The organism is Nostoc sp. DedQUE08, from assembly GCF_034530895.1.
In the GTDB taxonomy this organism is placed as follows: domain Bacteria; phylum Cyanobacteriota; class Cyanobacteriia; order Cyanobacteriales; family Nostocaceae; genus Nostoc.
This window is the reverse complement of the sequence record NZ_JAVRCD010000014.1, coordinates 58,844-85,065: the sequence shown is the minus strand read 5'-3', so window position 1 is coordinate 85,065 and position 26,222 is coordinate 58,844. Positions and strand designations below refer to the sequence as shown.

At 41.2% G+C, this 26,222-nt stretch carries 24 protein-coding genes; 10 read left to right on the top strand and 14 right to left on the bottom strand.

The features are described 5' to 3' along the window. Positions 1–252: 252 nt before the first annotated feature. The 3 genes from RMY64_RS11940 to RMY64_RS11930 form a co-directional block, all read right to left on the bottom strand. Positions 253–600, bottom strand: a complete 348-nt coding sequence (locus RMY64_RS11940; RefSeq protein ID WP_322670858.1) for a hypothetical protein — start codon at positions 598–600, stop codon at positions 253–255. A 437-nt stretch (positions 601–1,037) separates the two neighbouring features. Further along, entirely contained in the window at positions 1,038–2,000 is a 963-nt protein-coding gene (gene cysK / locus RMY64_RS11935; protein WP_322670857.1) for a cysteine synthase A, read from the bottom strand. A gap of 18 nt (positions 2,001–2,018) precedes the next feature. Next, positions 2,019–2,501 carry an Rrf2 family transcriptional regulator gene (locus RMY64_RS11930; RefSeq protein WP_322685903.1) on the bottom strand — a complete coding sequence of 161 codons (483 nt, stop codon included), beginning with the start codon at positions 2,499–2,501 and terminating at the stop codon, positions 2,019–2,021. Between the two features lie 216 nt (positions 2,502–2,717). On the opposite strand from RMY64_RS11930, the gene cysE reads away from it, so the two are divergent. Both cysE and RMY64_RS11920 read left to right on the top strand, forming a co-directional pair. Then, the gene (gene cysE, locus RMY64_RS11925; protein WP_409339895.1) at positions 2,718–3,443 is read left to right on the top strand and encodes a serine O-acetyltransferase; all 726 of its coding nucleotides are present in this window, start codon (positions 2,718–2,720) and stop codon (positions 3,441–3,443) included. Positions 3,444–3,623: 180 nt separating this feature from the next. Further along, positions 3,624–4,214: a Crp/Fnr family transcriptional regulator gene (locus tag RMY64_RS11920; RefSeq protein WP_322700157.1), complete on the top strand. Its 591-nt coding sequence runs from the start codon at positions 3,624–3,626 to the stop codon at positions 4,212–4,214. A 6-nt stretch (positions 4,215–4,220) separates the two neighbouring features. Here the strand turns inward: RMY64_RS11920 and RMY64_RS11915 are convergent, their stop codons facing one another. Together RMY64_RS11915 and RMY64_RS11910 are read right to left on the bottom strand one after the other, a co-directional pair. Then, positions 4,221–4,553 (bottom strand): NIL domain-containing protein, encoded by a 333-nt coding sequence (locus RMY64_RS11915; RefSeq protein ID WP_322688945.1) that lies wholly within the window; start codon positions 4,551–4,553, stop codon positions 4,221–4,223. 22 nt (positions 4,554–4,575) lie between these two features. Beyond that, on the bottom strand, positions 4,576–5,241 hold the full coding sequence (locus RMY64_RS11910; protein WP_322700156.1) for an NIL domain-containing protein: 666 nt from the start codon (positions 5,239–5,241) through the stop codon (positions 4,576–4,578). A 688-nt stretch (positions 5,242–5,929) separates the two neighbouring features. Here RMY64_RS11910 and RMY64_RS11905 point away from each other — a divergent pair. Beyond that, a complete protein-coding gene (locus RMY64_RS11905) occupies positions 5,930–7,441 on the top strand; it encodes a hypothetical protein (RefSeq protein WP_322700155.1) in 1,512 nt (503 codons plus the stop codon). 130 nt (positions 7,442–7,571) lie between these two features. Here the strand turns inward: RMY64_RS11905 and RMY64_RS11900 are convergent, their stop codons facing one another. From RMY64_RS11900 to purE, 8 genes are all read right to left on the bottom strand, one after another. Further along, positions 7,572–7,838: an NIL domain-containing protein gene (locus RMY64_RS11900; RefSeq protein WP_289797696.1), complete on the bottom strand. Its 267-nt coding sequence runs from the start codon at positions 7,836–7,838 to the stop codon at positions 7,572–7,574. 149 nt (positions 7,839–7,987) lie between these two features. Beyond that, the gene (gene cysW, locus RMY64_RS11895) at positions 7,988–8,863 is read right to left on the bottom strand and encodes a sulfate ABC transporter permease subunit CysW (protein ID WP_322700154.1); all 876 of its coding nucleotides are present in this window, start codon (positions 8,861–8,863) and stop codon (positions 7,988–7,990) included. Then, positions 8,850–9,710 (bottom strand): sulfate ABC transporter permease subunit CysT, encoded by an 861-nt coding sequence (cysT, locus tag RMY64_RS11890; RefSeq protein ID WP_322670850.1) that lies wholly within the window; start codon positions 9,708–9,710, stop codon positions 8,850–8,852. The genes cysW and cysT overlap by 14 nt, the downstream gene beginning before the upstream one ends. A gap of 248 nt (positions 9,711–9,958) precedes the next feature. Then, positions 9,959–11,128 carry a sulfate ABC transporter substrate-binding protein gene (locus RMY64_RS11885; RefSeq protein WP_322700153.1) on the bottom strand — a complete coding sequence of 390 codons (1,170 nt, stop codon included), beginning with the start codon at positions 11,126–11,128 and terminating at the stop codon, positions 9,959–9,961. A 323-nt stretch (positions 11,129–11,451) separates the two neighbouring features. Next, positions 11,452–12,216 (bottom strand): sulfite exporter TauE/SafE family protein, encoded by a 765-nt coding sequence (locus RMY64_RS11880; protein WP_322670848.1) that lies wholly within the window; start codon positions 12,214–12,216, stop codon positions 11,452–11,454. A 422-nt stretch (positions 12,217–12,638) separates the two neighbouring features. Next, on the bottom strand, positions 12,639–13,418 hold the full coding sequence (locus RMY64_RS11875) for a class II glutamine amidotransferase (RefSeq protein ID WP_322685886.1): 780 nt from the start codon (positions 13,416–13,418) through the stop codon (positions 12,639–12,641). 153 nt (positions 13,419–13,571) lie between these two features. Continuing rightward, positions 13,572–13,871, bottom strand: coding sequence for a putative quinol monooxygenase (locus RMY64_RS11870; RefSeq protein ID WP_322670846.1), 300 nt, complete (start codon positions 13,869–13,871; stop codon positions 13,572–13,574). A 168-nt stretch (positions 13,872–14,039) separates the two neighbouring features. Continuing rightward, positions 14,040–14,558 carry a 5-(carboxyamino)imidazole ribonucleotide mutase gene (purE, locus tag RMY64_RS11865; protein ID WP_322685885.1) on the bottom strand — a complete coding sequence of 173 codons (519 nt, stop codon included), beginning with the start codon at positions 14,556–14,558 and terminating at the stop codon, positions 14,040–14,042. A gap of 91 nt (positions 14,559–14,649) precedes the next feature. Here purE and nagA point away from each other — a divergent pair, with 91 nt between their 5' ends. From nagA to RMY64_RS11840, 5 genes are all read left to right on the top strand, one after another. Next, positions 14,650–15,813: an N-acetylglucosamine-6-phosphate deacetylase gene (nagA, locus tag RMY64_RS11860; RefSeq protein ID WP_322685901.1), complete on the top strand. Its 1,164-nt coding sequence runs from the start codon at positions 14,650–14,652 to the stop codon at positions 15,811–15,813. 81 nt (positions 15,814–15,894) lie between these two features. Further along, the gene (locus tag RMY64_RS11855) at positions 15,895–16,302 is read left to right on the top strand and encodes a hypothetical protein (RefSeq protein ID WP_322700152.1); all 408 of its coding nucleotides are present in this window, start codon (positions 15,895–15,897) and stop codon (positions 16,300–16,302) included. 327 nt (positions 16,303–16,629) lie between these two features. Next, a complete protein-coding gene (locus tag RMY64_RS11850) occupies positions 16,630–19,755 on the top strand; it encodes a tetratricopeptide repeat protein (RefSeq protein ID WP_322700151.1) in 3,126 nt (1,041 codons plus the stop codon). After that, positions 19,694–20,143, top strand: a complete 450-nt coding sequence (locus RMY64_RS11845) for a hypothetical protein (RefSeq protein ID WP_322685905.1) — start codon at positions 19,694–19,696, stop codon at positions 20,141–20,143. Before RMY64_RS11850 ends, RMY64_RS11845 begins: the two co-directional genes overlap by 62 nt. Before the next feature lie 16 nt (positions 20,144–20,159). Next, positions 20,160–20,516 (top strand): DUF4288 domain-containing protein, encoded by a 357-nt coding sequence (locus RMY64_RS11840; RefSeq protein WP_322675246.1) that lies wholly within the window; start codon positions 20,160–20,162, stop codon positions 20,514–20,516. Between the two features lie 228 nt (positions 20,517–20,744). Here the strand turns inward: RMY64_RS11840 and typA are convergent, their stop codons facing one another. Next, entirely contained in the window at positions 20,745–22,535 is a 1,791-nt protein-coding gene (typA, locus tag RMY64_RS11835; RefSeq protein ID WP_322675245.1) for a translational GTPase TypA, read from the bottom strand. Between the two features lie 612 nt (positions 22,536–23,147). On the opposite strand from typA, the gene RMY64_RS11830 reads away from it, so the two are divergent. Together RMY64_RS11830 and RMY64_RS11825 are read left to right on the top strand one after the other, a co-directional pair. Beyond that, positions 23,148–24,518 carry a serine/threonine-protein kinase gene (locus tag RMY64_RS11830; protein WP_322700150.1) on the top strand — a complete coding sequence of 457 codons (1,371 nt, stop codon included), beginning with the start codon at positions 23,148–23,150 and terminating at the stop codon, positions 24,516–24,518. Positions 24,519–24,589: 71 nt separating this feature from the next. Next, a complete protein-coding gene (locus RMY64_RS11825) occupies positions 24,590–26,053 on the top strand; it encodes an ABC transporter substrate-binding protein (protein WP_322700149.1) in 1,464 nt (487 codons plus the stop codon). Positions 26,054–26,222 lie beyond the last annotated feature (169 nt).

The window sequence follows — 26,222 nt, the reverse complement described above, 5'->3', positions numbered from 1 at the left end:
AATTTAGAAGCAGAATTGAAGATGCTCTGTTTCCAGTTAGTAGTTAGAGGATGTCTGAGAAGTATCAAATATTGGTTGATCCCCCCTTACCCTGTTAAAAAAGGGTAAAGAATAACCTTGAAGTCCCTCTTTTTAAGGGGGATTTAAGGGGAGCTTTGAGCGTTCGGTGTATACAAAAAACTTTTTAGACGTTCTCTTAGAATTCAGCTTTTGACAGGATTCAAAACAATACCTATAAAAAAGCCATCACTTTCATTCGCATTTTTTAGGGGAGCGATTTATAACATTAAGAGGCAATGTCTTTTGAAATTCCTTAATTGCTTCAATATGAGTTTGAGTTATATTTATATGTTCCTCTACTGCCTCTGTAAACACTTCTGTTGAGCCATCTTCTGCTAATTTTTTCGTCAAATCTTTGACTTTCTGCGCCTGCTTCTGGATACTTTCTCCGCTATCTTCGATGCGTTTGCCTTGTTGGTGACTAGTATGGTCATCTGTTTGTAAACTCTCACCCAACTCTTTTACTGCTTTGCCTTGCTCAAGTAATTCCTGAGCATGTTTCTGTGCGGTTTGTATAGTCTGCTGGGAAATTTTATGCATAATATGAATCCTTGTATTGCAATTTGATTGCAATAATTTCAGTACAAAGTGATTTTGTTTACTAATCTTTATTAAGGAGCGATCGCTACAATAAAGAATTTACCCACTAAAAAATTATATGACTTGTTAAAAACTCACCAACCTATCATTCGACAGATTAAAGTCATATATCAAAAGGTCAAGATTAATAACTGTTGGAAAATTTTCAAAATCAAAGCGATCGCTTATCACCATTGCGTATGCTTAACTTTTATCAAATGATGATTTGCACTGTATATAGCGGTTCTCGTTTACGTGAGGTATACCTGTAAGGGCACGGCACTGCCATACCCCTACACCTCGCAATATAATGTTGTACCGCATCTGAATGGGAACCGCTATATATTGTGACTAATCAACTATCCAAATAGGTATAACACACGCTACAAAATCAAATATTAAACTTTACTCAACCACTCATTCTCTTCTGGATCTTTGAACAGTGAGGTGCTGAGGTAGCGTTCGCCGAAGCTAGGCTGGATCGTGACGATGAGGCGACCCGCATTTTCTGGACGTTGTGCCACTTGAATAGCCGCGTATAAAGCAGCACCAGTCGAAATCCCTGATAGCAATCCTTCTTCTTTTGCGAGGCGACGGCTGTAAGCGATCGCTTGCTCATCTGCTACCTGAATCACTTCATCTACCAGTTCTGAACGGTAAATTGCTGGGACAAATCCCGCGCCGATACCTTGAATTTTGTGAGGGCCTGATTTACCGCCTGCTAATACCGGACTGTTGCTTGGTTCAACTGCGATCGCTTGAAAACTCGGCTTCCGTTTTTTAATAACTTCTGCAACTCCCGTAATCGTTCCACCAGTACCCACTCCCGCCACGAGAATATCTACCTCTCCATCGGTATCATTCCAAATTTCTTCGGCTGTGGTTTCGGCGTGAACTTTCGGGTTAGCGGGGTTGCGGAACTGCTGCAACATATAAGCATTGGGCGTTTTAGCTACAATCTGCTCTGCATGAGCGATCGCTCCTCGCATCCCTTCTACCCCTGGCGTTAACTCTAGTTGAGCGCCATAAGCTTTGAGCATGGATCGTCTTTCGTGGCTCATTGTGTCAGGCATCGTTAGAATGAGATGGTAGCCCTTGGCAGCTGCTACCATCGCTAGCGCAATTCCTGTATTTCCAGAAGTCGGCTCTACTAAAATAGTTTTTCCGGGGTGAATTAAGCCTGCTTCTTCTGCCGTTTCCACCATACTCCCGCCAATCCGGTCTTTCACAGAAGATGCTGGATTCATGCTTTCTAGCTTCACCACAATCCGAGCAACCGCTCCTGACGCTTGGGGAATCTTGTTTAATTGAACTAAAGGAGTTCGGCCGATTAACTCTGTGATATCTTTCGCTATCCGCATGTGGGTACTCCGTCGTGTCTAAATATAATACATTGGACTCTGCTGGGCGCGAGTTTCTCTTTCCTCGCACAAGTCTTGGAGTGTATAACGACCCAAAACTTCTATTGAGGCAGCGTTAGCTTGCTCCCAAACTTCATAAACTAGAGTCTTTTCCAGAGTCGGAGAGTTAGAGGTATCTTTCTCTTTCCGCTCACCTTCAACCAAAGTGACAATTTCAAGTATTGTAATCTGCCAAGGTTCCCGAACTAAAACGAAACCTCCTTTAGAGCCGCGTTGGCTCTGCACCACACCAGCACGCCGGAGGTTGGTCAAAATTTGTTCCAGATAGCGCTCAGGTATGGGTTGTTTGGCAGTAATCTCGCTCATGGTTAAAGGAAGTTTTTTTCCGTGGTGGCTTGCCAGTTCTAATAGTGCCAGCAGCGCGTATTCCACTTTGGAAGACAGATCCAAGAGAGCGTAGTTTTGGCTATTCAACACTGTACTCAATATACTACGGTGAATTGGGGGACTTATCGCAGTTTATGCGAAATTAATTTTTTTCAACTGTGGAATGTGATAACATCCCACTTATTACCCACAAAAACACTATACTCTATCGACTTACCGTAGATTTAGATATTATACAATTCCCAATATAAGGACTCGATCTTTTTTTTGGGAATCATCCTGAGTTTCTGTTTTCAGAGCCTCACCTACCAACAAAAATCTCAACAGAGTATGCTAATAACTGATTTGCGAACCATTTTTGAGCGCGATCCAGCAGCCCGTAACTGGCTAGAAGTATTGTTTTGTTACCCTGGACTGCAAGCTCTAGTGTTTCATCGATTGGCGCACTGGCTGTATAAAATTGGAATTCCCTTTATACCAAGGTTCATCTCTCATATTAGTAGGTTTTTAACCGGAATTGAAATCCATCCTGGGGCATTAATTGGTCAGGGAGTGTTTATTGACCACGGTATGGGAGTTGTGATTGGCGAGACTGCGATCGTAGGTGACTATGCTCTGATTTATCAAGGTGTCACCCTTGGCGGGACTGGGAAAGAAAGCGGCAAACGCCATCCAACTTTAGGTTCTCATGTGGTTGTGGGAGCAGGTGCAAAAGTATTGGGAAATATTCAAATTGGCGATCGCGTCCGTATCGGAGCCGGTTCTGTGGTACTACGAGATGTTCCCAGTAACACTACAGTAGTTGGGATTCCAGGGCGCGTAACTCGTCAGAACAACTTAAATAGCAACGTTCTGGATCATGATAAAGTACGCGACGTAGAAGCTGAAGTCATTCGTGCTTTATTTGAACGCGTCAAGTCTCTAGAGAAACAGTTTGAGCAGTTGGAACAATCAAGTTTGTCCCCAACTGAGCTTGGCGACGAATTAACTGACAACCCTAAGAGCAAAAACTCTGATGGGATGATTGAAGATTTTCTGGATGGTGCGGGAATTTAATTTTGGGAATGGGGCATTGGGCATTGGGCATGGGGCATTGGGCATGAGTTATTCTTCCCCTGCTCCCCTGCCTCCCCTGCTCTCTTCTCCCCTCTCTCCTCTTTAAAATATCCATAGGTTCTTATAACCTGATATAAATGTAATACTACGGTTAATTTATCGGAGAATAGTTTTATATATATGGTGTCTTTGTACACAAGCGTATCTAGTTCAAGCAGTAACAATACTAAGCAACTTTTTGCCCGTAGGTCATTTCTGCCAGAGCATCATAAGGATCTTTGGAAGATTGAAACGGGTTTTGTGAGAACTTTTAGCTATCTGGAAGATGGTACAACTGTTGCTCTGGGATTGTGGGGCCCTGGGGATGTCGTTGGTAAAAGGTTGTCAAAATTAGAACCTTATCAGATGGAATGCCTAACTAAAGTGGAGGCAACAGTTTTACCTCTAGAAGAGTGGACTGAACTAACAGAAACTCTACTTGCCCATATCCAACAGGCTCAAGAATTGATGATCATTCGTAGCCATAAAAAAGTGGATACTATGCTTATCAAGCTATTGGCATGGTTATCCAAAAAGTTTGGTTCGGAAGTTGAGAAGGGGCGTTTAATAGATATGCGTCTGACTCATGAAGACCTGGCGGAAATGCTCGGTTCAACTCGTGTTACGATCACTCGTGTTCTTGGGCAGTTTGAGCAAGAGGGCTTGATCGATCGCCTCTCCCTACATCGAATTGTGTTGCGAGAAGAAGAAATTTGGTACTATGAAATTTAAATTATTTCAGTAAGACCAGCTATCGCCGTCAGCATTCGGCTTGCCCACAATTCTAAGATTCAAGGATTCTAGGTAAGCTAAACCGCTAGAAATTTGTGGCACTGTTCCCCGTAGTTCAATGTCAAAGCATCCTTCTGTATTTGGTTGTAGCACAGCTTTGGTAATATTAACTACCAAGCCGTAAGTAGAAATTAACTGCGAAATCACGGGCGCTTGCAGATAGCATTTGGGAATATGTATCCGCAAACGAATCTGAGTGACTTGGCTTTTTTCAGAAACTGAAGAAACCAGTGATAATCTATTTTGGGAATTGGTTTTTTGGTTATTTAGTGCTGACATTGAATAGTGATGATTTTATTAATTAGCGTAGGCGTAGCCCGTCGTAGACATCGCTATAAACGCTAGACAAATCTAGCCAAATCGGTAGTCCCAGTTTTTCTAAATAACTCAAGCTAGAGTAGAGTTGCTTTGTTCTTCCCCACAAATCCAAGTCAAACCAGCCGTCATCTTGCGTATCGGGTTGAAGTAACGCGCTGGTGATATTGACTGTTAGTCCATAACCAGAAATTAACTCGGAAATCACTGGTTCTTGGTAATAAGATTTTAAGATACACAGTTGCAAGCGTAATCGATTGGTTTGACCCTGAGAAATCCATTGCTGGAATTGTTCTTGCCATTTATTTGTCAACCATGCAGAGTCTTTGGGACTCAATTTGCTAGCTGGATTTGGGAAAGGTAGAGTATGCTGGTTGGGTTGAATTTGGTTAGCGATCGCTAGTTGCAGCAAATTCACTTCCAATCCTTGCAAGTAAGATAAGCTATTTGTCAGTTTTTGAGGATTTCCTGAAAGTTCCAAATCAAACCAGCCATCGCTGTCACTGTCGGATGTCAGGGATGCAGCTTTAATATTGACAGTTAAACCATAACGAGACACCAGTCGAGAAATTACAGGTTGCCTGTTATACCGTTGAGGCACGAGAATTCGACTGTGGACTGAAGCGGGTTCTACAGATTTACTCTGAGACATCAGATTAATTTCCCATCGCCATGCCTACGGTGGTAACACGGCTGGTGAGCGGCTCCTGAGCGCAGTCGTTCGCGTAGTGTTCCGCAGGGAAGGGAGTCGAACCATGCCGAAGTGCTACGCAATTTTTGGGTTCGGCAGAGAATCTTGTTAATGCCGTGCCCCTACAATTCAACTGTGTGTGGTTGAATATCAGCCTGATAGAAATTTTCATATTTCTGGCTTTTTATTAAACTACGGTAAATCTACAGGTTTAATGTATTTAGTTGTTATCTACAGGAAGTTATCACAAAAACCGTAAAAAAGCAATCAGCAAATTAACGTAAGTTAGGAGCAATGTAGAGTACTTGACAATAAACGAATTTGGAATTTATTTCATCTGTCTCTTCACTGATATCGTCATTATCTTGGAATCAAAACTGAATGCTCACCAAATCTCTGAATACTTAGTTAAATTAAAGCCATCGATAAGGACGAAAGCAAACCTCTTGAACGACATGAGCGAGCCACACGCAACTATGTGGGACTTAGTTTGTACTTGAGTTAATTATTAATAAACTGACTGGTCAGTGCTGACGCGATCGCGAAAACTTTAAACTTTAAATTCATATCCTAAAATTACCTTGTTCTTTACCCTGTTAGGATATTAATCAGCATAAGATAGTCGGTTAACTTTTGATTATAAAGTTTGATGATTAATATTACTAAATTAAATAAAATTGACTTTCTCGTTTTGATTGGGATTGTGATTATTGGTCTTATACATTTACCTTTTCCATTTGACGGAGATCAAGCATTTTTTAGGCTTGGTGCTTTGGAGATGCAACAAGGAAAATTACTCTATCGTGATTTTTGGGATGTGAAGCAACCAGGGATTTTTTGCTTTTACTTTTTAGCAGGAACTTTATTTGGTTTTAATGAGATTGGTATCCATCTCTTTGAACTTATTTATATGGTGTTTCTGTCTATAATATTGTTGCTGAGTCTCAAAAGCTATTTTCAGCATCCGATAATCGCAAGTTTAGTACCTTTGTTAACAGTTGGCGTTTACTATACTGTTTCACAGCCTTGGCATCTGACTCAAGTGGAAGCATTGGTTAGTTTGCCTTTATTTACTTGTGTTTGGTTAACTTCTCAATCTTTTAAATATGAAGGTAGAAAAGCATTTTTTATACTTTTACTATCAGGCTTTATTGGTGGAATCGTTATCACATTTAAATTAATACTTTTACTAATATTACTTTCCTTTTGGCTAACTATTTTGATATATTCTTTGCTGATCAAACGGCAGCCAATTTCAAAAGTATTTGTAGAAATATTTATTCCCATTTTTATGGGGATTATATTTCCTATTTTATGTATTGTTAGCTATTTTGCCTGGTTTAATAGTTTACCAATTTTGTATCAGACATTTTTTTTATATCCACCTCGGATTGTTGCTAATTCCCAATTTAACCCAAGTGGGCTTTTTGCAGGAATCAAATGGTTCTTAAATAATTTTTACCCTCTAATTTTAGCTGCGACTGTTGCAGTAGATGTATCATTGCGTAAGTCTAAGAATATATTGACTTTGCTACTTGTGATTTGGTGTATTTTTGCTTGGGGTGTGATTGTTTTACAACGTGGGGCATTTTGGGAATACCATTATTTACTATTGTTTGTACCTTTAGGTGTTTTAGCAACTAAAGGATTAGATGTTTTATGGGAGTCTTTAAGAAAATTGAGTTCCCCATTTACGGCAATCCTGCTGATATTTTTGTTTTTCTTCCCTTTATCGCACACTCTGATAAAAAAGAGCATTGTTCTGGCTAATAATAACTTTGCTTTAACTGAAGATACACGATTCAAATATCAGACTGTTTTTAGAGAAAAATATCCATCTCTTCGTTCAGAGGCTAAATTTATCTCCCAACCAGGAAGTCTTCCTGGTAAGATTTATGTAGCTGGCGATCCATCTATTTACTACTTCTCCAATCGGACTCAGGCAACATCGCTACGTGGTTGGGCACTTGAATATTTCCTGCCTGAGCAATGGACAAAACTTCTAGAAGAGTTAGATTCATCTAAGCCTCCTTATATCTTTATTGATTATATTCAGCAACCTACTATCAACAAAAATTTTCCCAGAATGCTAGAATTTCTTGAGGGAAGATACCGTATTTTACGTCAAAATGATAACGGTATTTGGTATACCCTTTTGTAGAAAAGCCACTACAGCAATTCTGAATTATTCATGAGAAACAAGATCCCCGACAACTTTTACGAAGTCGGGGATCTGCGGGTTGCAATTCTCTTAAAACCAGATAAATAAACTGTTTGTGTTGCTATAATCCTTACCAATCGCTTGCTTTAGTATCATCCCAGACTTCCAATTCCAAATCGCGGAGATAAGTTAACCCGCTTTGAATTTGTGCATCTGTTCCTTGTAGTTCAAGGTCAAACCAACCATCTCCGACAGCATTGGCTCCCAAAATCGCTGCTGTGATATTCACAATCAGTCCGTAGTCAGACACCAGGCGAGAAATAACAGGTTCCTGGTGATAATCTTTAGGAATTCTAAGTCGAATCCGTTTATTGGTAAGTGTATTGTCAGTAGCCATATCTGAGTTATTTCAATCCCTAATCGGGATTGGTACAGAACTACTTTTAACCCTAACGGTAATTTACTGATAGGTACTAGGTAGATCGTACCATGTCCCATGATTTGCTTGTATCTTATTCAAAAGATAACTATAATTGCTTGATTTTTCTATTCAACATTTTTAATGCGGGTTTTCCGTTCTAGAATCTCCTTCAGCACCAAGGTTACTACTGCTAACAACGCTAACAGTACAGCCGCAGAGAAAGCCGCTTCAGTTTCGTATTGTTTGTAAGCGTCTTCTACAAACAGTGGTAGGCTCTGGGTTTGATCAGCAATGTTGCCAGATACTACTGAAACCGCTCCGAATTCACCCATTGCTCTGGCATTGGTCAAAATTAAACCATAGAGTAAGCCCCAACGGATACTAGGTAGAGTGACGCGCAAAAATATTTGCCAATCTTTCGCACCTAGAGTTCTAGCAGCTTCTTCTTGATCCTTACCAAACTCTTCTAAAACCGGAATCACTTCCCGCGCCACAAAGGGCATACTCACAAAGGCTGTAGCCAGTACCATACCTGGAAAGGCAAAGATAATCTTGATATCATGAGCCTGGAGCCAAGGGCCAAACCACCCATTCCGGCCGTAAAGTAGCACAATCATTAACCCTGCAACTACGGGCGAAATCGAAAAGGGCAGGTCAATTATGCTCAAAACTACGGCGCGTCCAGGAAATTTATGACGAGCGATCGCCCAAGCTGCACATAAACCAAATACCGTATTTAAAGGTAGAGAAATCACAGCTAATAACAGTGTCAGCCAAGCTGCATGCATAAAAGCTGGTCGCGTCAGGTTGGATAGAAACGGCCCAACACCCTTACTAAAGGCTTGGACAAAAACGTTAATTGCCGGGATATATTGAACTAGGGCTAAATAAGCGATCGCTATCCCAATTAAAACTATTGGCACCCAACTCTTCTGCTCTTTTGGCTTGGCCGTATGTGTCTCAGATGCAGATGAGTGAAAACTTGGCTTATCTACTGTCATATCGCCTTGCCCATGCTTGTAAGAAATTAATTGCCAATAACAGTACCAACGAAATTGATAGTAAAACTATGCCAATTACTGTTGCACCAGAATAGTCATACTGCTCTAGCCGTTGGAAAATTAGTACAGGTGCGATCAAATCTTGATAGGGCGTATTGGAAGAGATAATCACAGTTGACCCATATTCCCCAACTGCACGGGAGAAACCCAAGGCAACACCAGTCAAAATCGTGGGAAATAAAGGTGGCAAAATCACTTTCCAGAAGGTCTGCCATTGAGAAGCACCCAGACACCAGGCGGCTTCTTCAATTTCATGTTCCATTTCCTGAAGCACGGGTTGCACAGTTCTCACGATAAAAGGTAGTGAGATAAATATCATTGCTACCGCTACTCCTGTGCGGGTAAAAGATACCTTTATTCCCAGTGGTGCTAGTAGCGAACCTAGCCAGCCGTTATCACTGTAAACTGTTGCCAAGGTTAGCCCTGCTACGGCAGTTGGTAGTGCAAAGGGTAAATCCACTGTGGCATCAATCAAGCGCTTGAAGGGAAAGTCGTAGCGAACCAGAACCCAAGCAATCAGAGTTCCAAATACGCCATTGAGTAAGGCAGCAAATATTGCCGTCACAAAAGTTACGTTGTATGTTGCTAGTGCGATATCACTGGTTGCGATCGCCCAAAACCTAGATGGAGGTTCTGTAGCTGCTTTCAGAAACATGGCAGCTATGGGGACAAACAACATCACCGTCAGGTATGCAATGGTGATTCGCCAAGTCCAAGGAACTCGTCCCAATCCCTTCCAGAATGGCGTTTTGCGTTCAACTTCCACAGAAGGAGATACAGATGTCATAGTGAAAAATTCAAAATTTAAAATTCACAAGGAGCTTTTTGCCAGTGTTCGTAATTGCTAATGACGCTCTCTACGAGACGCTAAAAGCGTAGCTTGCAACTCTTACAGAGTACGCGGACTCGCTACCGCTACGCTAACGTAATTCAACCACAGACCAACTATTTTTAATTCTGGAGAAAAGAAAGTTGTGGAGTCAGAATTACGAATTACGTAGCTTGCTTCTCGCAGCGAGTATTACGAATTACGAATTATTTTTTGCCTTGAATCTTGTCAAACACGCCCCCATCTGCGAAGAACTTCTGATCGATTGCTTCCCAACCGCCCAAGTCTGCAACTGTACCCAGAGTTTTCAGCTTGGGAAATTTGTCAGTGACTTCCTTGGTTTGAGCTAAAGTCTCATCCACAGGACGGAATCCTAATTTGACAAACTCTTGCTGTGCTTCTGGGCTATAGAGGTATTTCACAAAACCTTCAGCAACTTCGCGGGTTCCGTGCTTATCGACGTTTTTATCTACCACAGCGATCGGATTGTCAATGGATATATTTACATCGGGAACGACATAGTCAACCTTCTCGCCCTTTTGTTGTGCCAAAAGAACTTCGTTTTCGTAGTTGATTAAGACATCTCCCTGCCCTTGCTTGGCGAATGTATCAGTAGCTTCCCGCGCATCTTTAGGCAAGATTGGCACATTTTTGTAAACTTTGGTCACAAATTCAGTAGCTTTCGCCTCATCGCCACCTGTTTTAATTACAGAATCCCATAGTGCTAAGAAATTCCACTTAGCACCGCCGGAAGTTTTGGGGTTAGCAGTAATCAATTTCACACCGTCTTTGGCTAAATCTTGCCAGTTCTTGATGCCTTTAGGATTGCCGGAACGAGTGACTATTGCTGCAACAGATTTGGAGACAATACCATTGTTGGGAACTTCTTTCTCCCATCCTGGCTGAATCAATCCAGCCTTCTCAATCTTTGTGGTGTCTCCAGCTAATGCTAAGTGAACAACATCTGCTTCCAAACCATCAATAACAGCACGAGTTTGGGAACCAGAACCACCATAGCTTTGCTTGAAGACGACAGTTTGATTATGATCTTTTTTCCACTGTTCTACAAACTTAGGAATAATTGCTTCGTGAGCGGCTTTGGTGACAGCAAAGGAAACTAAAGTTAGTTCAACATTATCTTTGCTTGCAGCCACAGGAGTAGCATTAGCAGCAGGGGTTTCAGAGGAAGAAGTACTCCCAGTTTCTCCACCAGAGCAGGCAGCAAGGGCTACACTCAATACAGTACCTACTAAAAAGAGTGATACAAAGCTTTTGAGCGAATTTAGTCTGAACCGATACGTTCTATTGAACGCGTAGGCGTAGCCCGCCTTCGGCATCGCTTGTAACCTTTTCAGTGGGCGTTGCCACAAACTCATTCTATTTCCTCCACTAAATAATCTACAAATAACTGATGGGAATACAGTTATATAGTGTTTATCATACTGGATGATTCCATGTATCTAGTTGCAAACACCAAAAAACCTCATATTCTTTATCAAGAACATGGTGATTTTACCAGTTCTGTAAAAAATTAAAAATGCTTTTACTTTCAACTATCAAATTGCATAGGCGCGGGCCGTTGTAGGCATCGCAATCAACTATCTGGTGCATCAAGCAACTTGCTAGAGAATAGCTAATCTAGCGTAGGCGTAGTCCGCACTTCGACAAGCTCAGTGACCATCGTAGATATCGACTTCGCTCAACGCAGTGCAACAAAATCAAATAACGTCTTGAGTGCAAGAGAAATTACTGTAGTGAGAAATATACGGCGCAACCAGAGGTTACTAAGTCTGAGAGCAACCCGCGATCCAACAACTCCACCAATGAACATAGTAATACTCAGAATAATACCTAGTTGGTAATCAACTATTCCCTGTGTAAAGAAAATAATAGTGGCAATCAGTGAAGAAAAAATGTTGATAAATTTTGTGTTTGCGATCGCCTGCACAAATGTCATCCGAAATAGACTGACATAAGCTGCTGTGAGCATAGTGACATAGCCACCACTAAAAAAACCACCATAAACACCAAGCACAAAAGTTGCCACATATCCAACAATTTCTGCTATTGGTGATGGTTTCCCTATTTTTGAAACGATTCCAGCATTCCGATTGGTGATTGAAAAGACGGTAACTACAATCATCAAAATCGAGATAATCAGAGGCATCGATTTTGAAGGTACAACTAAAACAAGTAATGCACCAATAATTGAGCCTAAAAGTGTTAATAAAATCATTATTGGCAAGCGACTGCGGTCAATTACTTTTTTACCAATAAAAGGCAATGTACCACCAACACTCATAAAAGTTAATGCCAGCATATTAGTGGCAAGAGCAATACGCGGTTCAATGCTCAATTGAAACATTACAGGGACGGTAATTAAAGAAGTGCTTCCTGTAATGACACTTATAACACTTGTGAGAAAGAAAACTGCGATGAGTAAAAGTAATTGGGTAGCATTCATTAGAGATTCGATCTTTATGTTGTTATCAATACATTTTTTTACAGAATGCTTGCAGTAGATAAAAGATATCTAAAGCCTTTAGTATGAAAGGAATACAGCTTTTTGAAATTATATTAATATAAATATAATTCCGTGTAAACTTATAATTTTATACCAACATAAATGGTAGATTTTATATATTGTTAACAACTAAGTTGGGGGACTTTATATAAATTGATAAATTACAACAGTGAGCCACATCCAATACTGTGCGATCGAGGGTTATTGGTATAGATGATTGGTCTTTCAATGCGCGATAAATCGCGTCTCTACATTAGGATTTGATTGCTTGATGAACCGGATATATTGCAATATAAATAGCATCAAAAACAAAACCCATTTAGAAATTATCTAAATGGGAAAAATTGAACAAATATTTATGATTAACTGAATCCATCTTTCAGGGGTAGCCCGTCCTGAAAAACTAGTAATTCCCCTGGTTGAATTTGTGTCCAAACTTCATTGTCAGTCAGGGGTGTGGTAGCAATGACAGCGACGCGATCGCGTTCAGTAGTCACTTCCCGAAAATCTACGGTCATGTCTTGGTCAATTAAATGAGCAGCAGCAAAGGGCGCTTGGCGAATAATGTAGCTGAGATTAGTTGAGCAATAAGCAAAAAAGTGTTCTCCATCTGATAATAAGTAATTAAATATACCTACTGTCGCAATTACAGCAGTAATTTCTTGCAGCACAAAATACAATTCCTTGATATCGGGCTTACCTTTAGGAAAGCGCGATCGCAATGTTTCTAGGATCGTACAGAATGCTTTTTCACTATCGGTATCACCTACGGCTTGATAAAAGCCCAAATTTTCTGGATCGAAATCTGGCAAATTACCGTTGTGGGCAAACACCCAATACTGACCCCACAATTCTCTGCGGAAAGGATGGCAATTGTGTAGGGCAATTTCACCCTGAGTAGCTTTGCGGATATGGGCTATGACGTGGGTTGAGTGGATGGGATAACTCCGCACAAACTCCGCTACCGGAGAAGCAACAGAAGGTTGAGCGTCTAAAAACATTCGACATCCCTTTCCTTCAAAGAAAGCAATGCCCCAACCATCGCGATGGTCATCGGTTTTTCCTCCCCGTGCAGAAAACCCTTCAAAAGAAAAGCAAATATCCGTTGGAACATTGCAATTCATTCCGAGCAATTGGCACATTAGCTCTCAATTTTTGACTAAGGTCTCAGGATCAAGATACTTCAGAATACTGCATTGATTCTGGAGCGATCGCTTCAATCTTAGAATTTAAGGCTGAGATGTTCCAAACGATCTCCAAAAATAAAGAGTCTGCTTTTAGTTAGCATGATGACACTATGCCAAAAGATTGTAGCGGCGGATATCTGGTGCAGCAGTCACTAAACCTTCGAGTTTAGCTGCTGCCGCTTGGAAATGGGGTGAATCTAGATGAGTATTCAAGGCTTCATGAGAAGCCCACTCTTCTACAAAAGTAAAGTCTGTTGGATCGTATTGGTTTTGCAAAAGTTCATACTTAATCGCACCTGCCTCCTGACGGGTTGGCTCAATAAGTTCCAATAGTACAGCTTTTAGTTCTTCTACTTTGTTAGGCAAAGCAATAATACGGGCAACAATCTGAATAGTTTGGTTTGTCATTTGTCATTTGTCATTTGTCATTTGTCATTGGGCATTGGGCATTGAAAAGAGACAAGGTAGACAAGGAAGAGGGGGAAGACAAGGGAGAGATTTGTTCAATAATTCCCTCTTGTCCTCTTGTCCCCCTTGTCTCCCTCATTTTCCCTGCTGCTCTGGTATTAATATTTATTAAAACATCTGCTGTAAATATTGCTCATAGCCTAATTGTTCTAATTTTGCTTGCTTTGCAATTACTGAGTCACATAAGGTTTGGCGATATTGTTGCACTTTTTCTAACAATTCTGGTTGATGAGTTGCGAGGATTTGTATTGCTAAAAGACCAGCATTTTTGGCATTACCGATCGCTACTGTTGCCACAGGAATACCACCAGGCATCTGTAAAATAGAATACAAAGAATCTACACCTTGTAAGTTCCGAGTGGGTACAGGAACACCGATCACAGGAAGGGGAGTTAAAGACGCTACCATTCCAGGTAGATGGGCAGCACCACCGGCGCCAGCAATAATTACCTTAATACCCCGTTGGTGTGCAAGTTGAGCATATTGCACCATACGTTCTGGGGTACGGTGAGCCGAAACGATCGCTACTTCGCTCTCAATACCAAATTCTTCACAAACTGCGATCGCATCTTTCATAGTGGGCAAATCGGAATCGCTGCCCATGATAATACCAACTAGGGGAGCCATAGAATTTTGGATTTTGGATTTTGGATTTTGGATTAATCGTCGGTTGTTTCATCTAAAATCGGAGAGATTTAGCTATCTTCTCCTCAGTGTGATGACCCAAGCAACACAAAATCCTGTAGATATTATCAATGCTAGAGTGACTGGTTACAAAGATTTGCAGATGCTCTTGGTCGATCAAGAGGGCATAATTGAGCAAATCTTGCCAATGGATACAGTCGGGAAAGACATCTGTGCATCTGCGATCGATGTTGCAGGTGACTGGATTTCATTGGGTGGCGTTGATTTACAAATTAACGGTGCGTTGGGTTTGGCATTTCCTGATTTAACGGCTGAAAATGCTCATGTACTCCAGAAAATAACGCAATTTTTGTGGGATGTCGGGGTAGATGGATTTTTACCGACACTTGTGACAACTTCAGTAGAAAAGATTCAGCGATCGCTTGCTGTGATTGCTGATATTATCCCCTGTCAACAAGCTGGTGCCAAGATTCTCGGAGTCCATTTAGAAGGCCCATGTTTGAATTACCATAAGCGCGGCGCACACCCAGCAGAGTACTTGTTACCTTTAACAATTGACGAGGTAAAGCGGGTTTTGGGAGATTATGCCCACGTCGTAAAAGTCATCACCTTAGCGCCGGAATTAGATCCCACTGGTGAAGTAATTCCATATTTGCGTTCTTTGGGAATTACCGTTAGTTTAGGACATTCTCAGGCGACATCAGCCCAAGCGCAACTTGCTTTTGAACTCGGTGCAACGATGGTAACTCATGCTTTCAATGCCATGCCGCCATTGCATCACCGCGAACCAGGATTATTAGGGGCAGCAATTACCCATTCTGATGTAATGTGTGGTTTTATTGCTGATGGCGAACACGTCTCGCCCACGATGCTGCAAATATTACTTCGCGCTAGCTATGAAGAAAAAGGGCTGTTCCTCGTCAGTGATGCCCTTTCACCTCTGGGGCTACCCGATGGCGTGTATCCTTGGGACAGTCGGGAAATTGAAGTTAAAAACGGTACGGCACGACTAGCCGATGGCACTTTATCGGGGACGACTTTACCCTTATTAGTGGGAGTGCAGAATTTGGTGAAATGGGGAATTTGTGATGTGGAGACTGCCATTTTACTAGCTACGGATGCACCTAGACGAGCGATTGGTTTATCTGGAATTGCCAAGAGTCAACCCGCTAATTTATTACGCTGGCATTGGGATGAAGCGACAAAAGAACTAACGTGGCAGCGATTATTGGGCTAAATTTCGCTTCAAGGTGATAAGGGAAGAAGCGTTAATATACTTAGTAAAAATGTACATTTCTGAGATAGACATCATAAACCAATGGATATAGCTTTACTCGTTAAATTTCTCGCTCCTTGTCTGCCATTTCTGTTGAATGTGGGCAATAAAGCTGTAGAAGGGGCATCTCAAAAAGTAGGTGAGGATGTTTGGAATAAAGCCAAAGCTATTTGGGCTAAGTTACATCCCAAAGTAGAGGCTAAGGAAGCAGCGAAGGAAGCAGCAACGGATGTGGCACAAAAGCCAGAAGATGAAGATTTACAAGCAAGTTTGCGAGTGCAACTTAAGAAGATTTTAGAAGCGGATACAGCACTTGCAGAGGAAATAGCTAAAATTTTACAAGCATCGACTGACAAACCCAAAGACAATATTCAGGTCAGTGCTAATGCTTACGACCAAAGTACGGTGAAGCAAGTTGGAAAGATTGACGCAAACCAAGTAAGTTTTTAATTAAATAGGGTGGATAGAGTACTGCCTACACTAAAAATTTTGATGTTTTGAGTTCCGAACAGAAACAGCCCAGTTCTGAACAGGAACGGCCGAGTTCTAAACAGGAAGGGCCGAGTTCTAAACAGGAACGGCCGAGTTTTAAACAGAAACGGCCGAGTTTTAAACAGAAACGGCCGAGTTCTGAACAGAAACGGCCGAGTTCTGAACAGGAACGGCCGAGTTTTAAACAGAAACGGCCGAGTTCTGAACAGAAACGGCCGAGTTCTGAACAGGAACTTCCGAGTTCACAGCCACAATATCAAGCAAAATTTTTACCTACTGTAAGCAATGGTAGAGGAACCCAGCCCCAGTAACTCGAACAACATTGAAATGAATCTCACTGCCTACGGTGACAGTAAGGTAACTCAAGTAGGACAGATAAATGCAGTAGAAGTCAAAATTATTGTTGACCGAATAGAACCAGTACTAGAGCAATTGCAACAAATCTCTCCACCAGAATCGCCAGGGGTTCTCAAAGCAGGGAATCCCGGTAAAAGTTTGGCTTACTGGCAAGGAAGAACAGCAGAAATCGCCCAAATACAGCAATGGTTAATTGATAAAAATACCTTTTTAATTGGTATAGAAGGCATCGGTGGCACAGGTAAATCGATGCTGGCTACGAAAATTTATGATGAAATTGTCGGTTTCCCTAAGCGATTTTGGGCTGATGTTAGTTATGGCGCAGGTTTTAGCGATTTAGCCCGCCAAGTCCTCAGTGAATTTGGCTTTCCGGTTCCAGAACAAGAAGCGCAGTTAATGCAAGCGCTAATTAAGTGTCTGCAATCTGGGCAATATTTACTGATCATTGACAACCTGGAGAGTTTATTACAGCCAGATAGACAGTGGGAAAGTCAATTCTACGGCGACTTTTTCACTGCTTGGGTGGAATATGGCGGTAATAGTAAGGTAATAGTTACCACTAGGGAAAGACCAGAATTACCAAAATTTACATGGCTACCCCTGAAAGGTTTACAAGTCGCAGAAGGAGTAGCACTGTTAACAGAGTTAGGCATTCGCGGGGATTTAGGGGATTTTGTCGAATTGGTAGATGGACATCCTTTGCTGTTGAGATTAGTAGCAGATTTATTAAAAGAAGAATATCCCCAAGACGCGGATTTAAGACGATTAGCAGATTTAGGTTTAGGGAATTTGCGGCAGTTGTTGACAGATCCCCAAGTGGTAGGTGTGCATCGCCTGGAAAATGTAGGGATGGTGTTGGTATTGGATGCCAGTTTTGAGCGATTGAGTGAATTGCAAAAGACTTTATTGCTGAATATTAGTGTTTATCGTGGTGCTGTTGAAAGTGCCGCAGCAGTGGCGATGTTACCGGTAAGTTCAGCAGCCGAGATTGAGAGAGAATTGAGGAATCTGGTAAAGCGTTCTTTGTTGGTAGAAAAGCTTAATGGGAAGCGGCGATTTGAATTTCAGCCCGTGGTGTTGGAGTATGTGCGGTATAAAACTGGTAATCAGACAGAGGCGCATCAACGAGCTATTGATTATTATCGCTCATTTGCTAAACAACCCCCCTGGACAACAAAAGATGATGTTAAAGAATACTTGGAAATCTTTCATCACTTTTATCAGTTGCAAGATTATAACTCTGCTTTTGATGAGCTTTGGGTTTGCCATAATTTTTTATCTTTGCGGGGTTATTATGCAGACCAAGTAGAATTATATAGGCAGTTGGTAAGTAAATGGGAAGAAATTGGCGATAGAGAAAACTGGAATTACCGGGCTTCTCTCACTTCATTGGGCAATGCTTACAACCGCCTGGGACAGTACCAACGGGCAATAGAGTTCTTCCAGCAGTCTTTGGAAATTTCTAAGGAGATAAGCGATCGCAACGGCGAAGGTGCTTCTTTAGGCAATTTGGGCAATGCTTACAACTCTTTGGGACAGTACCAACGGGCAATAGAGTTCTACCAACAGTCTTTGGAAATCTCTAGGGAGACAGGCAATCGCAACAGTGAAGGTGCTTCTTTATGCAATTTGGGCAATGCTTACAACTCTTTGGGACAGTACCAAAGGGCGATTGAGTTTTGCCAGCAGTCTTTGAAAATCTTTAGGGACATAAGCGATTGTAATAGCGAAGGTGCTTCCTTAATGAGTTTGGGCAATGCTTACAACTCCCTGGGACAATACCAACGGGCAATAGAGTTCTACCAGCACTCTTTGGAAATCTCTAGAGAGATAGGCGATCGTAATAGCGAAGGTAATTCCTTAATGGGTTTGGGCAATGCTTACAACTCCCTGGGACAATACCAACGGGCAATAGAGTTCTACCAGCACTCTTTGGAAATCTCTAGGGAGATAGGCGATCGCAACAGCGAAGGTAATTCCTTGGGCAATTTGGGTAATGCTTACAACTTTCTGGGACAGTACCAACGGGCGATAGAGTTCTGCCAACACTCTCTGGAAATATCTAGGGAAATAGGCAATCGCAACAGCGAAGGTAATTCCTTAGGCGATTTAGGTAATGCTTACAACTCTCTAGGACAGTACCAACGAGCAATTGAGTTCCATGAGCAGTATTTGAATATAGCCAGGGAGATGGGCGATCGCAACAGTGAAGGTAATTCCTTAATGGGTTTGGGCAATGCTTACAACTCTCTGGGACAGCACCAACGGGCGATAGAGTTCTTCCAGCAGTCTTTGAAGATCAAAAGGGAGATAGGCAATCGCAATGGGGAAGGTAATTTATTAAACAATTTGGGCAATGCTTACAACTCTCTGGGACAGCACCAAAGTGCGATAGAGTTCTGCCACCAATCTTTGGAAATATCCAGGGAAATATGCGATCGCAATAGCGAAGGCAATTCTTTAATTTGTTTAGGTAATGCTTACAACTCTCTGGGACAGCACCAAAGTGCGATAGAGTTCTGCCACCAATCTTTGGAAATATCCAGGGAAATATGCGATCGCAATGGCGAATGTGTTTCCTTAGGCAATTTGGGCAATGGTTACAACTCTCTGGGACAGCACCAAAGTGCGATAGAGTTCTGCCAGCAGTCTTTGGAAATATCTAGGGAAATAGGCGATCGCAATAGCCAAGGCAAAACCTTAAACAATTTGGGCAATGCTTACTTATGCTTGGGCGAATACCAACGGGCGATTGATTTCTGCCAGCAGTCTTTGGATATATTCAGCCAAATCGGCGATCGTAATGGCGAAGCGATCGCATGGTTTAATTTAGGTGAGGCATTAGAAAACCTTAATCGAGAATCAGACGCGCTGGGTGCTTATCGTAATGCCCGTGAACTTTGTCAGGCGATGGGACTCGATGCTAATCTGCAAGATTGCAACAATGCAATTGAGCGTCTTTCTCAACCACAAACGCCTGTAGTCTTCCGTCGTGATTTATGGCGTTGGTTGCGTCGGTTGTGGCGTTGGGTACGCAATTGGTTTCGGCGGTAATATTAATTTACTATCTTATGAAAAGGGAAATAGTGGGCTATTTTTCAACTATATGCTGCAAAAACCACTGGTCAGTCTGTTAACTATGGGATTGTTTGTACAACCTATTGCTACTCACTCCCAGGCTTTAATCTATAATTACAACAATGCAAATTTATCTGAGCAATCCTTACTAATAAGCCAATTTAGACCAGGGGCTAGTTGTGAAGCCAACGATAACTTAAGTTTGTTTGCTGATACTTTTATTAGTGTGTGCCGAAAAGCATCGATTAGGCGGGAGTTTCCGAGCGAGTTTCTGAACTCTTATTTAGAAGACATCAAGAAAAGCAGATCGGCTAGTGGTAAAAAAGCTTGGAAGTTATTGAATGATAATAGATTCAAAAAATAGCTAGAGATAACATGAAATGGAAACTAAAAGTGCAAATAAAGCAGAATCCTTCTATATTGCTATAATTCTCTACAAATCATCTTCAGATCAACCTGATTATCAACCTTTGTACCAAGAAAGCTTTGTTTTGATTAAAGCCACTTCTTTAGAGGAAGCAAAAGCAAAGGCTTTGAATCATGGTAAAAATGAAAGTGTCAGCTATACAAATGAAAATGAAGAAACTATTACTTGGTCTTTGCAGCAATTAGTAGACGTGAATTCAGTTTTGTATGATGACTTTGATTCATCTGAGGATATTGTTGATTTATATGCTCGACATTTTCGGAACTATGAGGCTTACCAGTCATTTGAGCCATTATTATCTCAAGAGTAACTTGGAGAATAGTTATCAAACCACGCGATCGCACACGTGTAAAAGCACTAAGACAGGATGATTTAAGTGCTACTGACTTTGGCTCATGTGTAATAAACATCGGGCATTTCGGGCATTATTATACTTCTATTCATTGTTATATTCATTTAAAAAATGATTGTTACACACCTAGCAAACAAAAAAGCCCGCTGATGCGGACTTTCTAAATTAATTAAGTTATTGCTTTACTTACCGTTTTGCCAACTTCTTCGACATCTTCCGCAGACGAATTGATTGGGGTGTAACTTCCACCAATTCATCGGGGCCGATGTATTCCAAAGCACGCTCTAGGCTCATGTCTATTGGTGCTTGCAACTGAACCAATTCATCGCCACCAGCAGCGCGGTGGTTGGTCAACTGCTTGGTTTTACAGATATTCAGTTCCAAATCTTGCGGACGATTGTGTTCGCCCACAATCATGCCTCTGTAAACCTTTGTGCCGGGAGTAATAAAGAATGCTCCTCTATCTTCGGCGTTCCTCATGGCGTAGAAGGTAGAAACGCCTTCTTCAAATGAGATTAAAACGCCTTTGTTACGGGCTTCAATGTCGCCACTCAGTTGACGGTAATCTAAGAAGCTGTGGTTCATGATGCCTTCGCCACGCGTCATCCGCATGAATTCACCCCGGAAACCAATCAAACCACGGGCGGGAATGACAAACTCTAGCTGAGTGCGATCGCCACTACCTGGTTGCATATCTTGCATTTCGCCTTTACGTTGTCCCAGGCGTTCGATACAGCTACCCACGGCATCAACAGGAATGTCTAACACTAAGAGTTCGTAAGGTTCGCAAGGTTGTCCGTTGACTTCGCGGTAAATAACCTGTGGCTGAGATACTTGAAACTCGAATCCTTCCCGGCGCATGGTTTCAATTAAGATACCCAGGTGAAGTTCTCCACGACCGGAAACGAGGAATTTATCGGGAGAATCGGTTTCTTCAACGCGTAAAGCCACGTTGGTTTCAAGTTCGCGGAAAAGGCGATCGCGCACTTGTCTTGATGTCACCAACTTGCCTTCTTGACCTGCAAAGGGCGAATCATTCACCCAGAAGGTCATTTGTAAGGTTGGTTCATCGACTTTAATTAGTGGTAAAGCTTGGGGTTCGTTAGGATCGGTAATCGTTTCTCCAATGTAAGCATCGGCGAAACCAGCCACCGCCACAATATAACCTGCGGTTGCTTCTTCCATTTCCACCCGTTTCAAACCTTCAAAGCCCATCAATTTGGTAATTTTACCTTTGACGATGGTGCCATTTTCTGTCACTAAAGCCGCTTGCTGTCCTGAACGGATAGTACCATTGTGAATTCTGCCAATGATAATCCGTCCCAGATATTCAGAATAATCTAGGGTTGTGACTTGTAATTGCAGAGGTTTATTGCGATCGCCCACTGGTGATGGAACGTGTTTTAGAATCGCGTTAAACAAAGGTTGCATATCTACCGATTCTGCTTCCAAGGTTTCTTTGGCAAAACCTCCCATCCCGGAGGCGAACAGATAAGGAAAATCACATTGGTCTTCATCTGCGCCTAATTCCAAGAACAGATCCAAGACTTTATCAACTGCAACGTGGGGGTCAGCCTGACCGCGATCGATTTTGTTGATCACAACGATGGGACGCAGCCCTTTTTCCAAAGCTTTTTTCAGAACAAAGCGTGTTTGGGGCATGGGGCCTTCATTGGCATCGACAATCAGAAGACATCCGTCAACCATGCCGAGTACCCGTTCAACTTCGCCACCAAAGTCAGCGTGTCCAGGAGTATCAACAATATTAATTAGTGTTTCTTTGTAGCGAACTGCTGTATTTTTGGACAGGATAGTAATACCCCGTTCCCGTTCTAGGGCGTTGGAGTCCATAACGCAATCCGGAACGTCTTCGCCTTCGCGGAAAATGCCGGATTGTTTGAGGAGTGCGTCAACCAGCGTGGTTTTGCCGTGGTCAACGTGGGCGATAATGGCGACGTTGCGAATTGGGAGCGTCATAGAAGCTTTTGGTGAACTCTAGAGGGTGTTTATAAGATTTACATTTGAATGCTAGGCTGTTTTAACAGAATTGAGAAGGATCGGCAAATTCTGTAAAGAACCTTTAATAATTCTAGCGTAATCGTCACAATTGCGGGGAGTTTTATAAACCCCACAATCGAGATGTGTGGTAATTACGGCGTTACTGGGATAAAAAAGCTTCTGTGACAAACAGGTGTTACCTGAAGGGCTGTATTGCTTTTGAGAATTGCGGTTGATTCGCATAGAGGAATTTAGTCATTGAAATGCTTTGGTGAAAAGTGCGATCTTTGTCCCAGAGAGATGAAGTTACTGGCTACTAAAAGTCAGGTTATTTCGTGTTTGGGATCGATAGAGAAGCGATCGCCAAGCGTGGTTTTTATTGACTAGAATGGGGTGGGTATATCTACAAAAATATTCAGTGTACGCAAAACAATCGCAATGTAGAGCCAGGTCAATTGTTTACGAGAGTAAGAAGCGATGTCTACGACGGGCTACGCCTACGTCATTATCTATGTAGAGACTTTACAATGTAACGCTTCTAGAGAATTTAAGGTATATCCTAAAAACTAATAAAATGACAGCGATAATTATATGGTCTGCTGCCTAAATCCTAATTGCGAGAATCCCCAAAATCCTGACGGGGCAAATTTCTGCCTCAGTTGTGGCACAGAGTTGGTATCGCTATTGAGAAATCGTTACCGAATCATCACACCATTAGGCAGAGGAGGGTTTGCACGCACATATATCGCCGAAGATATAGACAAGCTTAATGAACGATGTGTTGTGAAGCAGCTGGTTCTAAGTCAATTTTATGCCAGTCAGGGTAGTCAGGCACATAAAAAAGCGACTGAGTTGTTTGAACGAGAGGCCAAACGTCTCAAAGAACTAGGAGAACATGTCCAAATTCCCAATTTGTATGCATATTTTAAGGAAGCTGAATATCTGTATTTAGTGCAGCAGTTTATCGAAGGACAAAATCTGTTACAAGAGTTAAAACAACAAGGGGTTTTTGATGAAGCCAAGATTCGAGATGTTTTAAAGAATTTATTATCTGTACTGATATACATACATCAACAACAAGTAATTCACCGAGATATTAAACCAGAAAATATTATTCGCCGTCAAAATGATGGGAAGTTAGTACTAATTGATTTTGGAGTGGCAAAACAAAAAACGGAACCTACAAACACTACGATCGGGACAATTATTGGTTCATTAGGTTATGCACCAGTTGAGCAAATGCAAACGGGTAAAGTTTTTTTGTCTAGTGATATCTACAGTTTAGGAATAACTTGCTTTCAACTGCTGACCAATATCTCTCCTTCGAGTTTGTGGATGAAACAAGGCTATGGTTGGACTTCTAGTTGGCGGCAGCATTTAACGCAACCCATAAGTCAAGAATTAGAGATAATTCTTAATAAGTGTCTAGAAGAAAATCACGAACAGCGTTATCAATCTGCACAGGCTGTCTTACAAGACTTAAAGAAGTTGCCACCGCTAAGGTATACATCACCTCCTACAGTTATTCCACCTACTTTACCATCAAGGACGCAACCGCAAAATCAACATCAATCAACTCGATATCTACCACAATTATCTAACAGTAGATTATTATCTGGAGCAATCATAGCTGGATCGGGTAGTTCATTTTTAGCGATCGCACTTATAAGTTTTCTCGGAACGACTTGGATTAGCTCTGGATTGTGGTTGCTCATTTTAGGAGGATTAGTCTTTATTCAATCTCGCCCCCTTCTAGAAAAAGCTTATTTAATTGTTATTGCTATCATCGCCAATTTACTCGTTGTCTTTATTTTCAGAAATCTTTTAACTAATAATCTTTTCAAAGCTGGTTTAAATGGGCTGTTACTTGTAGGATTGCTAGTTATTCTAGCAGGTATATTGACAATTATTATTGTGGGTGTATCTGAAATAATCAACAACCTGATTGCTAAATATCTTTAGTTTTTTGTATTGTTCAATTGTTATAAATCTCTTTATTTAAAAGAATTTTTGTAATAGATTGGTAATTATTCATGACAAATAAAAAAGAAAACTTGAGACTGCTTATTTCTCTTGGTCTGGCTGGGGTAATGGTAGCAGCTATTTTATGGTTAATTAACAAAGTATCTTCTACTATCGTAACAACACCATCAAACCCTACACAAACTTCATCTTCATTTACAAATAAGTTGTCATTAATGAATTTGGGTACAAGGATTTTGGTGAAAGTGCAAACATCCCCTGAAAAAACAGATGGAGTTAAAGCTTTTGCTGAAAAAGATTACATTACTGCCGTTAAAAAATTTACTGATTCTCTGAAAAATAATCGCAACGATCCAGAAACTTTAATTTATTTAAATAATGCCAAAATAGCGCGAGATAATTCATCAGCTATAAAAGTTGCGATCGTCGCACCAATTAACTTCGACCCTAGTTTAGCAGAAGAGATTTTACGCGGTGTAGCTCAAGCTCAAAATGAAGTTAATACCCAAGGAGGAATTAATGGTAAAAAATTGCAAATTGTAATTGCAAGTGCTGATAATAGAGAAGATTCTGCACGGCTAGATAATGAATTAGTTGAAGATAAAAGCCTTGTAGCTTCTGTGGGTGTTAGACGTAACGCAGAAATATATAAAGAGAAAGGTTTGGTTTTAGTCTTGCCCGTCGAGCTACCAAATCAAGCAGAAAATTCAGGAAAGTTAGATAATAATGCATTAAATAGTCAGCCTAATAGTTCCACAAATAACTACTTATTTCACGTAAATCCGTTATATGATAATTTAGTAGATACTCATTCTCGCTACATTGCTCGACAAGCAAGGAATGTTGCTATTTGTGGCGATGTTCGTAATTCAAGAGATAATCCAACCTCTTCATCAAATCAGATACTTGTAGAAAAGTACACTCAAGCTATCAAAAATTATGGCAGCAACGTTATTAGTACGCCTTGCAATTTAGCAGATAAGAATTTTGACCCTAAAGCTTTTGTAGATAAAGCCATAGAAACAGAAAATGCAAGTGGCTTTTTACTAATGCCTTCAATCAGAAATATCTACTTTGCCACCAAAGTAGCACAAGAAGTTAAAGGTAGAAAGCCACTGTTTGCTTCTGAAACTATGTACAGTGCTACAACTTTGCAAAATGGCAAGGATCTCGAAGGACTGGTATTACCTGTGTATTGGCATCGTGATGCTAATAAAGATAACCCTTTTGCAAAAAATGCCTTTCAGCTTTGGAATGCTCAAGTAAATCAGAGAACAGCAGGAGCTTATGATGCACTCCAAGCAATTATTGCTGGTTTAAAAAAAGATAGTACCCGCGAAGGATTACAAAGGGTATTGTCTAATCCCAATTTTTCAACATCTGGAGCAACCGGAATGATTCAGTTTTCGGCATCCGGGGAGCGTCAAGGAGAAGCAATGCTTGTCAAAATTGAGCGTTGCGAGTCTTGCTCTAGTGGAACTGGTTACGATTTTGCCCTCTTGAATAAGAAGTAGTTTTTTTGAGCTTAATTGTCATTCTCAAGATAGAAATTGCTTTCAAATAGGTAATTTATTCAATTTAAATGTCATACTAAACTGCTTGATTTGATGGCAATCAAAAATTGAAGCGATCGCTTCGATTTTTCTCTAAGGAAAAGTTTTTTTCTCTACCCAGAGTTGTGAG